Annotated in this window: 14 protein-coding genes; 12 read left to right on the forward strand and 2 right to left on the reverse strand. The window is 68.2% G+C overall.

The window, feature by feature from the left end:
* Positions 1 to 2 precede the first annotated feature (2 nt).
* From ACFVUT_RS20625 to ACFVUT_RS20680, 12 genes are all read left to right on the forward strand, one after another.
* Entirely contained in the window at positions 3 to 1,307 is a 1,305-nt protein-coding gene (locus ACFVUT_RS20625) for a CpaE family protein (RefSeq protein WP_389651466.1), read from the forward strand.
* 3 nt (positions 1,308 to 1,310) lie between these two features.
* On the forward strand, positions 1,311 to 1,805 hold the full coding sequence (locus ACFVUT_RS20630) for a TadE family protein (RefSeq protein WP_389651468.1): 495 nt from the start codon (positions 1,311 to 1,313) through the stop codon (positions 1,803 to 1,805).
* On the forward strand, positions 1,802 to 2,218 hold the full coding sequence (locus ACFVUT_RS20635; protein WP_389651471.1) for a TadE/TadG family type IV pilus assembly protein: 417 nt from the start codon (positions 1,802 to 1,804) through the stop codon (positions 2,216 to 2,218). The genes ACFVUT_RS20630 and ACFVUT_RS20635 overlap by 4 nt, the downstream gene beginning before the upstream one ends.
* Before the next feature lie 69 nt (positions 2,219 to 2,287).
* Positions 2,288 to 3,625, forward strand: a complete 1,338-nt coding sequence (locus ACFVUT_RS20640) for a CpaF family protein (RefSeq protein ID WP_389651474.1) — start codon at positions 2,288 to 2,290, stop codon at positions 3,623 to 3,625.
* A 10-nt stretch (positions 3,626 to 3,635) separates the two neighbouring features.
* Positions 3,636 to 4,574 (forward strand): type II secretion system F family protein, encoded by a 939-nt coding sequence (locus tag ACFVUT_RS20645; RefSeq protein ID WP_389651477.1) that lies wholly within the window; start codon positions 3,636 to 3,638, stop codon positions 4,572 to 4,574.
* A 14-nt stretch (positions 4,575 to 4,588) separates the two neighbouring features.
* Positions 4,589 to 5,476, forward strand: coding sequence for a DUF5936 domain-containing protein (locus ACFVUT_RS20650; protein ID WP_389651695.1), 888 nt, complete (start codon positions 4,589 to 4,591; stop codon positions 5,474 to 5,476).
* A gap of 51 nt (positions 5,477 to 5,527) precedes the next feature.
* On the forward strand, positions 5,528 to 6,844 hold the full coding sequence (locus ACFVUT_RS20655; protein ID WP_389651479.1) for a sensor histidine kinase: 1,317 nt from the start codon (positions 5,528 to 5,530) through the stop codon (positions 6,842 to 6,844).
* Between the two features lie 52 nt (positions 6,845 to 6,896).
* On the forward strand, positions 6,897 to 7,994 hold the full coding sequence (locus ACFVUT_RS20660) for a response regulator (protein WP_389651482.1): 1,098 nt from the start codon (positions 6,897 to 6,899) through the stop codon (positions 7,992 to 7,994).
* A gap of 257 nt (positions 7,995 to 8,251) precedes the next feature.
* On the forward strand, positions 8,252 to 8,485 hold the full coding sequence (locus ACFVUT_RS20665; protein ID WP_389651485.1) for a hypothetical protein: 234 nt from the start codon (positions 8,252 to 8,254) through the stop codon (positions 8,483 to 8,485).
* Positions 8,482 to 9,084 (forward strand): pilus assembly protein TadG-related protein, encoded by a 603-nt coding sequence (locus ACFVUT_RS20670; protein WP_389651488.1) that lies wholly within the window; start codon positions 8,482 to 8,484, stop codon positions 9,082 to 9,084. The genes ACFVUT_RS20665 and ACFVUT_RS20670 overlap by 4 nt, the downstream gene beginning before the upstream one ends.
* Before the next feature lie 31 nt (positions 9,085 to 9,115).
* Positions 9,116 to 9,733 carry a hypothetical protein gene (locus tag ACFVUT_RS20675; RefSeq protein ID WP_389651491.1) on the forward strand — a complete coding sequence of 206 codons (618 nt, stop codon included), beginning with the start codon at positions 9,116 to 9,118 and terminating at the stop codon, positions 9,731 to 9,733.
* Positions 9,733 to 10,392, forward strand: a complete 660-nt coding sequence (locus ACFVUT_RS20680; protein WP_389651698.1) for an OmpA family protein — start codon at positions 9,733 to 9,735, stop codon at positions 10,390 to 10,392. The genes ACFVUT_RS20675 and ACFVUT_RS20680 overlap by 1 nt, the downstream gene beginning before the upstream one ends.
* Before the next feature lie 309 nt (positions 10,393 to 10,701).
* Here the strand turns inward: ACFVUT_RS20680 and ACFVUT_RS20685 are convergent, their stop codons facing one another.
* A complete protein-coding gene (locus ACFVUT_RS20685; RefSeq protein WP_389651494.1) occupies positions 10,702 to 11,223 on the reverse strand; it encodes a hypothetical protein in 522 nt (173 codons plus the stop codon).
* The gene (locus ACFVUT_RS20690; RefSeq protein WP_389651497.1) at positions 11,220 to 12,923 is read right to left on the reverse strand and encodes a PHP domain-containing protein; all 1,704 of its coding nucleotides are present in this window, start codon (positions 12,921 to 12,923) and stop codon (positions 11,220 to 11,222) included. Before ACFVUT_RS20690 ends, ACFVUT_RS20685 begins: the two co-directional genes overlap by 4 nt.
* Positions 12,924 to 13,278 lie beyond the last annotated feature (355 nt).

The following is a 13,278-nucleotide window of genomic DNA, read 5'->3' on the forward strand; positions in this document are numbered from 1 at the left end:
GCATGACCACCAGGATCCTCCCGGCCGTCGGTGACGTCGACGCGGCCAGATCCGTCACCACTCTGCTCAGCCAGCTCCCCGACGCAGAGCCGGCCGCACCGGTCAGTGACTCGACGCAGCTCATCGACACCCTCGCCCGGCTCGCGGGCGAATCGCTCGACGAGCTGCCCGAGGTGGTGCTGGTCCACGAGCGGATCGGTCCGGTGCCGGCACTGGAACTGATCCGGGAGGTCTCCCTGCGCTTCCCCGCCATCGGGGTCGTGCTGATCACCGCCGATGTGACACCCGGTCTCTTCTCGTCCGCCATGGAGTCGGGTGCGCGAGGCATCGTCACCCTTCCCCTGAGCTACGAGGAACTGGTCAACCGGGTCCAGTCCGCCGCCCAGTGGTCCGTCGGCGTCCGCCGCCACCTGAGCAGCGGAAACGACGTCTTCACCGGCCCCGGCGGTACCGTCATCACGGTCAGCGGCGCCAAGGGCGGAGTCGGTGCCACCGTCACCGCCGTCCAACTCGCCCTGGCCGCCCAGGCGTCCGGGCGCAACGCCGCGCTGGTCGACCTGGACCTCCAGGCCGGTGACGTCGGCTCGTACCTCGATGTGCAGTTCCGGCGGTCGATCGTCGACCTGTCGGCCATCACCGACATCACGCCGCGCATTTTGTCCGACGCCGTGTTCAGCCACAGCTCCGGGCTCACGCTGCTCCTGGCACCCAATGAGGGCGAGAGTGCCGAGGAGGTCAGCGACCGGTCGGCCCGGCAGGTCGTCAGCGCCCTGCGCTCGCGTTTCGAGGTCGTGGTGATCGACTGCGGCAGCCAGCTCCAGGGAGCGAGTGCCGCCGCCATCGAGATGGCCGACACGGCGCTGCTGGTCACCACCCCGGACGTGATCGCGGTGCGCGGTGCCAAGCGCCTCGTACGGATGTGGGACCGGCTCCAGATCCGCAAGGCGGAGGACACGGTCACCGTCGTCAACCGGTTCATCCGCAACACCGAGATCCAGCCACAGTTGATCGAGAAGATCACCGGAACCCGCATGGTGAACACGGCCGTTCCTGCGAACTTCAAGGAGCTCCAGAGCGTCGTCGACGCCGGCCGGCTGCACGAGCTCGACTCCAAGAGCACTGTCAAACAGGCCCTCTGGGCCCTTGCGGGCGAGCTCGGCATCGTGAAGGTTCCGGATAAGGCGGAGAAGAGTGGCGCGAAGAGCGCCGGAATGTTCAAGAACGACCGGGGCTCCATCGGGCGCCCGCGCATCGGCAGACGCGACGGCGACGCCCGGAACCGGGCGACGACCAAGGGGGCAAGTTGACCAATGACACTCACCGAGACGACAGACATGGAGATACGGGGAAGGCGCTACGGTGATCCTTCCCCGGCAGGGGGACTGACGCGCGGTCCGGACCGGGGCCGGCTGCGGGACGGACTGCGCGGCCGCACGCGCGACCGCGGCCAGACCGCGATCGAGTTCCTCGGTGTCACACCGCTGATCATCCTGCTGATGCTCGTGCTCTGGCAGTGCGCGCTGATCGGCTACACGTTCTCCCTGGCGGGGAACTCGGCGGACGAGACGGCGCACAAGGGGGCCATCTCGGGGGGGCTGCGGCTCAACGAGTGCCGGAACACGGCCAAGGAACACCTGCCGACGGCCTGGCGCGACGGCCTGAAGTCGGCCAAGTGCCGTTCCGACTCCTCCGGCCTGTACACCGCCGAGATCAAGCTCCAGGTGCCGGTCCTGGTGCCGGGCATCCTCAACTGGAAGTACCCCGTCACCGGCCACGCGGCCGCGCCGCTGGAGGCTGACCGATGAGCACGCAGACGCACGCACCCGGCCGGACGACCGGTCCCGCCCCCGTCACCACCACAACCACCTCCCGCCGTGAACGCGGTCAGGTCGCCATCGAGTACCTGGGCTTCATCCCCCTGATGCTCCTGGTCGGCCTCCTCGCGATCCAGGCGGGCCTCGCCGCGTACGCCGCCAACCAGGCGGGGACGGGGGCCCGCGCGGCAGCCAGGATGGCCAGCATGTCGACGGGCGGCTGCGACAGGCAGGCGGGCAAGGACGCCATGAGCGACTGGACCGCCAAACGGGCCACGATCAGAGGCGGGGGCTCCTCCATCGATCAGGTCACCTGCATCGCACGCGTCAAGGTGCCCGACATCCTTCCGGGCGTCAACATCTGGAGCACGGCCGAGCGCACCTCCACGATGCCCCGCACCTGACCCCTGCGGCACGCCGCACGGCCGCGTCACCAGCTGCTCAACAAGTAAGTCGGAACGAGGAGTGACGGAATGAGTCTGCGGGCACGCATGACCGCCCCCGAGAAGAACGGCGGGGCGCGGGAGGACAGCCACATGGTGGCCACCTACCGCGCCAAGCTGCTCGAAGAGATCGACCTGGCGGAGATGTCCTCGCTCGCCGCCGCAGACCGGCGAGCGAGGCTGGAGCGCGTCCTCAGCCACATCATCAGCCGCGAGGGCCCGGTCCTCTCGACCGTCGAGCGCACCCAGCTGATCCGCCGGGTCGTCGACGAGGCCCTCGGGCTCGGCATCCTGGAACCACTCCTTGAGGACGCGTCCATCACCGAAATCATGGTGAACGGACCGGACCAGATCTTCGTCGAGCGCAGCGGCAAGGTCGAGAAGCTGCCGATGCGCTTCAGCTCACACGAGCAGCTGATGCAGACCATCGAGCGCATCGTGTCTACGGTCAACCGTCGTGTGGATGAGCAAAACCCCATGGTTGACGCGCGTCTACCCAGTGGTGAGCGTGTCAACGTGATCATCCCGCCGCTGTCGCTGACCGGTGCGACGCTCACCATCCGGCGGTTCCCCCGGGCGTTCACGCTCCAAGAAATGATCAATGTCGGCTCGCTCGACGAGCAGATGCTGATCCTGCTGGCCGGCCTTGTCCAGGCCAAGCTCAACATCATCGTCTCCGGGGCCACCGGTACCGGTAAGACGACGCTCCTCAACGCGCTCTCCGGCCTCATCCCCGACAGCGAGCGCATCGTCACCATCGAGGACTCCGCCGAGCTCCAGCTCCAGCAGAGCCATGTGATCCGGCTGGAGTCCCGCCCGGCGAACGTCGAGGGAAAGGGCCAGATCACCATCCGTGACCTGGTCCGCAACTCCCTGCGTATGCGCCCCGACCGCATCGTCGTCGGTGAGGTCCGAGGCGGCGAATCGCTTGACATGCTCCAGGCAATGTCGACCGGTCACGACGGCTCGCTCGCCACGGTTCACGCCAACAACGCCGAGGACGCACTCATGCGTCTGCAGACCCTGGCCTCGATGTCCGAGATCAAGATCCCGTTCGAGGCGCTGCACGACCAGATCAACAGCGCCGTCGACGTCATCGTCCAGCTCACCCGGCACGCCGACGGTTCCCGAAAGATCACCGAGATCGCCGTGCTCGACTCGCACGGACGCGACCCCTACCGCATCGTGACCGTCGCCAAGTTCGATGCCCAGCCGATGGACGCCGAAGGGCGGATCAACGGCGAGTTCAACTACCTCCCGATCCCGCGCAAGATTGCCGAGCGCCTCTACATGGCCAGCCAGCCTGTCCCGCAGGCCTTCGGGGTCGCCGCATCCGCCGAACAGCTCGCCACCCGAGAGGCCAACTAGGTACCGTGCCATGACGAATCTCCCTCTGCTCACAATCGGCGCCACGCTGCTCTGCGGTGTCACGGGTGTCGTGGGCCTGCACGCCTACTCCGGTGGCAAGGCCGACCGGGACGCCCTGGTGGACCGGCTCTCGCACACCGGTCACATCCCGGAGACCGGGCGCCACCGCCGCTTCCGGGGCCTCGACAGCAGGCTGCGCAAGACCGGCCTGGGCCGGAAGCTCGAACTCAAGCTGGCCGCAACCGGCCTGGACATCACTCCCGGCGAGTTCTTCGTCTACGCGCTCGCCGCCATGGCGGCACTGTGGATGATCGCCTCGTCGATCCTCGCCAGCTTCTTCGGCCCGGTCGCCGCTCTCATCGGCCTCTGGAGTACCAACGCCTTCCTGAACTGGCAACGGACCAAGCGCACCGAGCGCTTCATCAACCAGCTCCCCGAGCTCGCCCGCATCCTTGCCAACGCCACCCAGGCCGGCCTCGCGCTGCGTACGTCCATCAGCATGGCGGCGGACGAGATGGAGAACCCGGCGGGCGAGGAGCTCTCCCGGGTATCCCGACGTCTCGCCGTCGGTGAACCCCTGGACGACGCATTGAGTGAGTTGACCGATCGGCTGCCCTCCCGCGAACTCGTCGTCCTCGTCACCACTCTCGTCCTGTCCAACCGGGCCGGCGGTACGGTCGTCAGTTCGCTGCGCAACCTCACCGAGACACTGGAGGAGCGCAAGGAGACCCGGCGCGAGGTCAAGACCCAGCTCTCCCAGGTCACCGTCACCGCCTACGCAGTCCCGATGTTCGGGCTGGGAGCCATGCTCCTGATGGACACGGTCATGCCCGGCGCACTCGACCGGATGACCGGTGCCTTCATCGGCCAGGTCGCGGTGGTCATCTCCATCGCTCTCTACGCGATCGGATTCATCGTGATCCGCCGCATGTCCCGGATCGACGTCTGATGGGCGGGGCGAACGTGGGCCTGCTGCTCGCAGGCGTCATGGGGCTCGCGGTGTACGGGATCATCGCCGGTATCCGCATGTACCGGCGTGATGCGAAGCTCCCCGGCGACCTCGCGATCGCGCTGGAGGTCGGCTCCACCCGCACCAGCGCGGTCGGCTCCGGCATCGACCGGCTCGGCATGCGCTGGGCCCCTGCGGTCCTGCGGATGATGGGCCCCAAGGCCGTGAACAAGAAGCGCCGCCAGATCGACCTGGCGGGCAACCCGGGCGGTCTGACGATCGACCGCTACGCGGCGCGCCGCGCCGTCTACGGCGGCCTCGGCGCGCTCGGAGCCTTCACGATGCTCTTGCGCGGTCAGATCTTCTTTGCCCTGATTCTGGTCGCCTTCGGAGTGTTCTGGGTCGAGGTCGGGCTCTGGTCGGCGGTTCGCGTCCGCCGTGAGCACATCGACCGGACGCTCCCGGACTTCCTCGACGTCCTCGCGGTCGTCGTGTCGGCCGGCCTTGGCTTCCGCCAGGCGCTGGGACGCGTCGCCGAGAAGTACGAGGGCCCCTGGGCCGACGAGCTCCGCATCACCCTGCGCCAGATGGACATGGGCGTCAGCCGCCGCGAGGCGTTCGAGCAACTGCGCAGGCGCAATGACTCGGAGCAGGTCGCGATGTTCGTGACCACGCTCCAGCAGGGCGAGGAGCTCGGTGCGCCGATCGTCGAGACGCTGATCCAGATCGCCAACGACATGCGGCGCACCGACGCGCAGAACGCCCGCCGGAAAGCCGCCAGGGCCGTTCCCAAGGCGACCTTCGCGGTCACCACCTTCCTGCTCCCCGGAACGTTGGTGCTGCTGACGGTCGGCTTCGTCTACGGAGCCAACATCGACCTGGGCTTCCTCACAGGCGGATGACGTGAACGTGGCGGACGACGGACAGGACGGTCGGAAGGAGGTGGCAGGCTCATGTCGTTCCAACTCGGCGGCATCCAGAACGGACTGAACGCCGAGGTGCGTCAAGCGATTGCCGATCCCGGATCCCGTCCGGCGTTCGCGATCCAGCTCAACGCGCTTCAGGCGATGTGCCGTCAGGTCTTCGGCTTCCGGCTCGCCATGATCGCCATCGCCACGCCGTTCGCGATCGGTCACACCGCGTCGGGCCCGGCTTCCTGGCTGATCGGCTCGGCCATCCTCGTCACGTTCATGGGCTCGTATGTCCTGTTCCGTGACTGGGAACGCTTCGGCCCCGTCCTCCTGCGCCACCCGTGGCTGCTGGGCATAGACGCCTTCTTCGGTGCCCTCCTGCTGGTCACGGCCAGCCCCGAGTCCACCCTCGCGTATGTCACGGTCTGCACCCCGTTGCTGGCCGGACTCGTCTATGGCTGGCGGGGTGCGGCGGTCTTCGCCGCGCTTCAGGTGGTCATCGTCCTCGGCGTGTACAACACCGACCCGAAACTGGAGCCCGCCGACGCCACGGCGGTCCTGCTGCCCGGCTTCTGCATCATCGCCGGCGCTGTCGGCGTCACCCTGCGCAACCTGCTTCTGCGCTTCGGGACGGCGAGCCAGGCCCTCACCGAGACCCGGGCCCGGCTCGCCGTCAACGAAGCCGTGGAGGGCGAGCGCACCCGGCTCGCCCGGGAGATGCACGACTCGGTGGCCAAGACCCTGCACGGCCTCGCCCTGGCAGCCGACGGCCTGGCCGGCTCGTCCGACCGCATGGACCCGCTGACCGTCAAACACCAGGCCGAACTGGTGGCCCGCGCCGCCCGCCGCGCCGCCGCCGAGTCCCGGGAACTTCTCTCCGACCTGCGCCGCGAGTCCGGACTCGACGGCGGCGTCGACGTCGTACGCGAACTCCGCGCCCGTGCCGACGACTTCACCCGGCGGCACGGACTCACCGCCACCTTCCGGCTCCTCGACGACGCACCTATACCGCACGTCCCCCAGGTCGTCGCCCGCCAGCTGCTCACCATCGCTTCCGAGGCGATGGAGAACGCCCACCGCCACGCACAACCCACCTACCTAGTCGTACTCGCAGGTGTGAAGGGCGACGTCCTGCGCGTCAGCGTGTACGACGACGGGCGCGGCCTGCCTCCGGGCACGACGCTCGACGATCTCCGGCACGCCGGGCACTTCGGCCTGGTAGGGATGGTCGAGCGTGCCGCGTCCATCGGCGCCCGTATCCGCATCGGAAAGGGGCAGGCGGCCAAGGGCACCGAGGTCCGCCTGGAACTCCCGATGGCTGCCCTGCTTGCCGCTCCAGGGGCGGAGCAGCCCGACTGAACCGCTCTCATTCCACCCTCACCCCCCATAGACCCTTGAGAGGAGGTCGCAGATGCCGGACGACGTCTCCCGTGCGTCGGGCCAGAACTGGGCCGCTCAGAACCACGCGTCCCAGCACACATCCCCGCACGTCACCCCGCTCAACTCGGAGCCCAGCTCCAACGCGTTCCCTGTCTCCCAGCAGCCCGCGACATCCGAGCCCATGTCTCCCTTCCCCGCGGCGGTGCCCATGGCCGTGCCCAGCGCCCTGCGGGTCGTCGTCGCCGACGACAACCCCGTGGTCCGGGCCGGCCTCGGCGTCCTGCTTTCCGGCCGTGACGACATCGACGTCGTCGCGGAGGCTGCGGACGGCCGCCAGGCGTACGACATGGCCGTCGGGCACCGCCCGGACGTCGTCCTGCTGGACGTCCGCATGCCAGGCGTCGACGGCATCTCGGCCCTGCCCCACCTCGTCCGGATCGCCCCGGTCATGATGCTGACCTACAGCCGCGAGAGCGAGATCGTCCACGAGGCGCTCCGCCTGGGCGCGAGCGGCTACCTGGTCCACGGCGAGTTCACGGCCGATCAGCTGGTGCAGGCCGTGCGCGATACGAAGGACGGCCGCGCCCACTTCACCGCCACCGCGGCCAATGCCCTCCTCGCTCACATGCGTCAGGGCCCGGGGCCGCAGTCACGACCGCTTCCGGAAGGTCTCGGGACGGCGCTGACCACAGGCGTTCCGTACCAGGAGACCGGATATGACGGTCACCCCCCGAGTTCCGTTCAGCAACACGATGCGCCTGCACATGCGCCCAAGCAGGATCCGTCTCCACCTGCGCCGCGACCTGTCCGGGCACCGCAGGGTCTTTCGCATCTGCAACCAGTTGTGGCACAGTCTTCCATGACCGGGGAACAGGGCAGGACGCTCAACAGGCAGCAGTACGGGCTGAGTTCACGGGAGGTGGAGGTCATGGAGCTGATCGCGTCCGGCATGAGCAATCAGCAGATCGCCGCCACCTGCTTCATCAGTGAGAAGACGGTCAAGAACCACATCAACCGCATCTTCACCAAGCTGCACAGCACGAGCCGCAGCGAGGCCATCGCCCGCTGGCTCGGCACGGCCCCCGTGACGGGACGAGGGGCACGCGAGGCCGGTGGTCACCGTGGCTGAGCGGGAGAGCGCGAACGGGAACGGGAGCGGGGCTGCGACGGGATTTGGGTCCTGGCGGCAGGCATCGGAGGCACAGACCCAACTGGTGCTTTGGGCCCGGGAATGGGCCCTGGGGCCCTCCGATGAGGAGGGTGTCCGGTCGTATGTTTCTCATGTCGCCAGCGGCTCCGGCCAGGAGGAAGCCGGATCCGCCGGCGACACCCAGGAAACGTGCGAGTCGGCCGACTACCGGTCGGCCGAACCCGGAGGGGAACCCCATGTCGAACATCACCCTGAAGACCGCCGTTCGCATCAACGGCTGGGCCAACACCGCGGTCAGCGCGATCCAGAAGCGTTACGAGACCAAGGACCGCGGTCAGACCGCGTTCGAGTACCTGGGCATCATCCTGGTGGTCGTGGCGATCATCGGCGCGATCATGGCCACGGGCATCGGTGGCAACATCTCGAAGCGGATCGACGGCCTTGTGACCTCCATCACCGCGGGCTCGTGATCGGGCGCCTTCGTCGCGACGCAGGGCAGGCCTTCCCCATCTACGTAGTGATGGTGGCGGGCCTGCTCTTCCTCGTGTTCGCATTCTTTGCCGTCGGCAAGGCTTCCGCCTTGCGTAATGGTGCCCAGGGGGCCGCGGACGCTGCGGCGCTGGCTGCGGCCGATGAGGCGCGTGACCAGTTCGAGGCGCCGTTCCTCGCCTCGCTTCCCGAGGACTTGCTCGATGCATACCTTGAAAGCCACCCGGTGACGGGTTGCCCCGCAGCTGAGGGGCTTGCCTCCGCGAATCAGGCCGAGGTCGAGTACTGCCGGCCGATGCCCGGCGGCTACGAGGACAGGATCACGGTCAAGGTAGAGGGCGACAAGCCGGTCGACTCGTCAGTCATTCCCGGGACGAAGAGGAAGTTCGCGAAGGCCACGGCCACGGCTGTCATCAAGTTCCGTTGTCATTGGACATCGGTCGATCTCAATGATGACAGCATTCGGGACATTTTCTTCTTCACGTGTGGCAAGGACTTTCTCGAGATCCGTCCGGGTAGTCCTCCGCCCTGGTCTCAGGTGAGCAAGATCCTCTACGACGTGCACCTGGTCGACAATTGATGGCGAACGACGAGTAAAGGATTCAGAACCCATGAGCATTCGGTGCTCCACCAGGTCCCGAAGGGCCGTGGCAGCCGTCTCACTGGCCGCGGCAATGGCTCTGGCCGCTGTTGGCTGCGGTACTGACGGCGGTGGCGGAAAGTCCAACGAGGGCGATTCGTCGCCCTCGTCTGCGCCGTCCCAATCCCCGGAAGGGGACAAGGACGCGAAGCAGGAGGACACGGCTGCCGGCGAGAACGTGGACCCGAATGTAAAGCTCGCGCAGGTCAACGGACGCGATGGGCTGACCCTTGTCGTCAACGAGGTCAAGCGTGACAGTGGCGGGTTCGTCACTGTAAGTGCTGTGATCAAGAATGACGGGGACGACATTCGCAGTGCCGGTCAGTGGGCAGGCAGCGAGGCTGCCCTCGTGGCCAAGAACCCGAATTCCGTAGCAGGCGCGACGCTTGTCGACAAGATCGGCAAGAAGCGTTACTACATTCTTCGGGACACGGATGGGCGTTGCCTCTGCACCACCGGGTTGACAGCGATCCAGCCCGGGAAGTCGGTCTCTGTCTTCATGCAGTTCCCGGCACCGCCGGAAACCACCAACGAAGTCGACTTCACGCTGCCGACGTTCGCCACTGCCTCGCTGAGGATCTCAGGGTGATGGCCGACATGAAATGTGTTCGTGCACAGCAAAGGCGACGCTATGTCGCTGGGCGGTTCGTCGCTGCGGCAGCGCTGCTGGCCGGCACCACCGTCTTCGGCGTGACGACGGCTGTGGCCGATGACGGCCCGAGTGTGCCGCCAGGCACGGAGGCGTCGTCCGAGCCGCCGGTCGAGTTGGACGGCAAAGACCCTGACCTCAAGATGCCGGACGGCGGCACTCTTGCGCCGGGCAAGGTGCTCGACATCATCCAGGTTGTCGAGGACGAGGGCGGTGAGGAGCGTCGCGAGGACAGCAACGCGAACATCAAGTTCGCACTCCAGGCCGAGGTCCTCTTCGGGAAGGACAGCGCCAAGCTGAGCTCCGCGGCGAACGCGCGCATCGCTGCCATCGCCACTGAGATCAAGAAGCAGAACGCCACCAAGGTGCGCGTCTTCGGCTTCACCGACAATCTCGGTTCGGCGGCACACGGCGATGTCCTGTCCAAGCAGCGCGCCAACGCTGTGCAGGCGGTGCTGGTGAAGGACCTGGGGTCGGGCGTCAGCTTCGAGATCCGCGGATACGGCGAGCAGTACCCGATCGCCGACAACAGTTCGGAAGAGGGCCGGAAGAAGAACCGGCGCGTGGAGGTCTCCTTCCCGCGCGGCACGTCCTCCTGAGGATTCGCGCCACAGCAAGGGCCCGACACCGCCAGCGCATTGCGGTGTCGGGCCCCTGCCGTTGTCCGGCTACAGCAAATGGCGGGCATGGCAGCGCTCTGTGACGCGCGGCGTCGGCGGGCGCCGTGGTTGTTGGTGGCCGTGGTCGACGACTGGGGCGGTGAGTGGGGCCGCATGCTTGAGGGCGTTCGGTCTGTGAACCGCGCGGCACCTGCGGGCTATCGGCGTCGGACATCGTAAGGACAACTGATGCGGGCCCGTTCGGCTCTGCGTCGAACGGGCCCGTCGAGACGGGTCGGCCTCGATCCCTCAGTGGTCCGCGCAGCACGGCGTGGGGTCGGGGACCTCGAACGGGACCAGCGTGCCGCCCGTCGCGGGCATGGCGGCGAGGACCAGTTCGCCGTTCTGCCATCGCGGACGGACGAACTCCCGTGTGACCAGGAGCGTGTCAGGCGTCGGCGCGTCTGCCGCGCCGAGGACCTGGACCCGCTCGATCACCGAACGGCTCACCAGCTCCGCGACCGTGAGGGTGCCGGTCAGGGCGTCGGCGCCGGGATACAGCACCGCACGCCCGGCTTCGTCCCATGCGCCGTCCGTCACCCGGTAGCCCTGGTCCGTGAGCCGGACCCGGGCGGTGTCGATGACGGCCTCGGACCCGGCGGCCAGGGACAGTGCCACACGCGGCCGGTCGCCGTCCCGCACCAGGTGGGTGCAGCCGAACACGGTCTCGGGGAGACCGAGGTCGACCGCGAGGTCCTGGAGCAGGTGATCGGCCTCGCGCAGTTTCGTCAGGTCGGTGTCGATCGCGATGACGTACGGCGGTGGTGTCACGAGGGCAGGACCCAGACCGGGTTGGAGTAGAACCACAGGTCGCGCCACGGGTCCGCGTCGCCGACGACGTCGATGGCCGGGCCGGCCGGGTCGACGGAGGCACCCATCGAGCCGACGGCGGAGCGGTTGCCGTCGGTGCCGCGCAGACGGAGGTAGACCGGGCGGTCGACGCGGCCCAGGTCGTAGGTGAGGGTGACCGTGCCGGAGTTCTTGTTCACCTCGTACGACTTGACGACCTTGGTGCCCGGGGTGGTGAAGGTGTCCTTGTCCTTGACCTCGCCGGTGACGTTGCCCTGGATGACGTCGACGCGGGCCAGGGTGGGCTGGAAGCCCGCCCAGTTGGGGCCGCCGGCCAGCGCCACGTCCACGGTGAGGGTGACGCGGGTGCCCTTCTTGACCTGGAGGGCGCCGCCGAGGGTGGCCCAGCGGCTGCCGCCGGACACCCGCACGTCGAGGCCGCTGATCAGCTGGCCGTGGTCGACCCAGACCCGGCCGGCACGGATGCCGTCCATGACGGCGGCGTAGGAGAAGTCCTCGGCGCCGACGTGGGTGCGGCTGTAGTAACCGGGCCAGAAATCGTTCTGCGCGATGTCGAGCTGGCCGTTGTAGACGGGGTCGTCGTAGCGGCCGTTGGTGTCGAAGCTGCCGCCGCCGCGGGCCGCGGTGTCGGCGTAGACCTGGTGGGAGTCGGAGTTGGCGGTGATCCACCAGGGCTTGCCCTCGGCGAGCATGCTGTCCCACAGGCCGCCGACGGTGGCGGTCATCCAGTCGAAGCCGCCCCAGGTGCGGTAGCTCTCCAGCGGGTACGCGGCGAAGGAGTCGCCCTCCGGGCTGCCGTCGTAGATGCCGCGGGCGCCGCCGGGGCCGAGCGGCTTGGGCAGGCCGCCAGCCTGGTGGCCGGGGGCGCCCTCGAAGCCGACGGCGATGCGGTGGCTGCCGGAGGTCGCGTCGCGCCAGGCGCGGATCTCGTGCGGGGAGTCGATGCCCTTGCGCGCCGGGTGATTGGCGAGCATCAGCGCGTCCTTGACCTTGCGCCGCTTGACCTGGTCGGAGAGGAAGGACAGGCCGGCGATGGCGAGCGCCTCGTTGGCGGGCGTCGAACCGGTGGCGAACTTGACGGCACCGTCGTAGTCGGTCTCGAACTGCTTGAGAACGGCGACCTCGTTCTTGCCCGGGTGCACGAAGACGGTGCCGTGTTCGGCTGCCGGGATGTTCCACTCCAGGCCCTGGAAGACCAGGGTGTCCTTGTGGGTGGAGCGGGCCGCCTGAATGTCCGGGTTGACCTTCTCCACGCCGATCTTGGCGTGCACGGCGCGGCCGTGGTCGGTGATGACCAGCCAGTCCATGCCGTGCCGGGCACCCTGACGGACCTGGTCGACGACCCGGTACTTGCCGTCGGTGCTGTATTGCGTGTGGATGTGGTGGTCACCGGCCAGCCACAGGAATCCCTTGCCGCCGCGGGGAGTGGAACGGGAGCCGGCGAACGCGGGGGTACTCGTCGCACCGGCCAGGACGCTGCTCGCGGCCAGGCCGGCGCCGAGCAGGCCGGCCCGGCGCAGCAGGGTGCGGCGGGACTGCTGCTCGGGGCTCAGGGCCTCGTCCGGGAGGGAGGTGTCGAACGCCGCGGGCAGCGGCGTCGCCTCGTGCTGGTGGTCGTGGTCGTGGTCGTGATGGTGGTGATGCCCGTGTCCGTGTCCCATGACGCTCCTCGTGCTGATGGCCGCCCGCTGCGGCTGTGCGCTGTGGCCCCGCATGGGCTGCATGGGCCGCCTGAGGAGGAGAATCGACGCGGAAGGTGAACGTTGAACGACTGCTGGTTGATCACCGGACGTATCCGGCGCGACCACTCGTCGGAGGGCCTCGCTTCCCTCCAGCGTTGTGGTATTGATCCGGGACGACCGAGGGGCCGAGTCGCCGAGGGGTGGTTGAGTCAACTGCGCTGGCAAGCAAGGGACTTGTCGTCGCCGGCCCTGCCCCTCCCTGTTCGGTCATGTCTCCGCGCCCGTCCGCAAGCGAGTGCCGTGGTGCCGTGGTGCCGTGGTGCCGTCGTGAGCG

This window comes from Streptomyces sp. NPDC058051 (assembly GCF_042885475.1).
Lineage (GTDB): Bacteria > Actinomycetota > Actinomycetes > Streptomycetales > Streptomycetaceae > Streptomyces.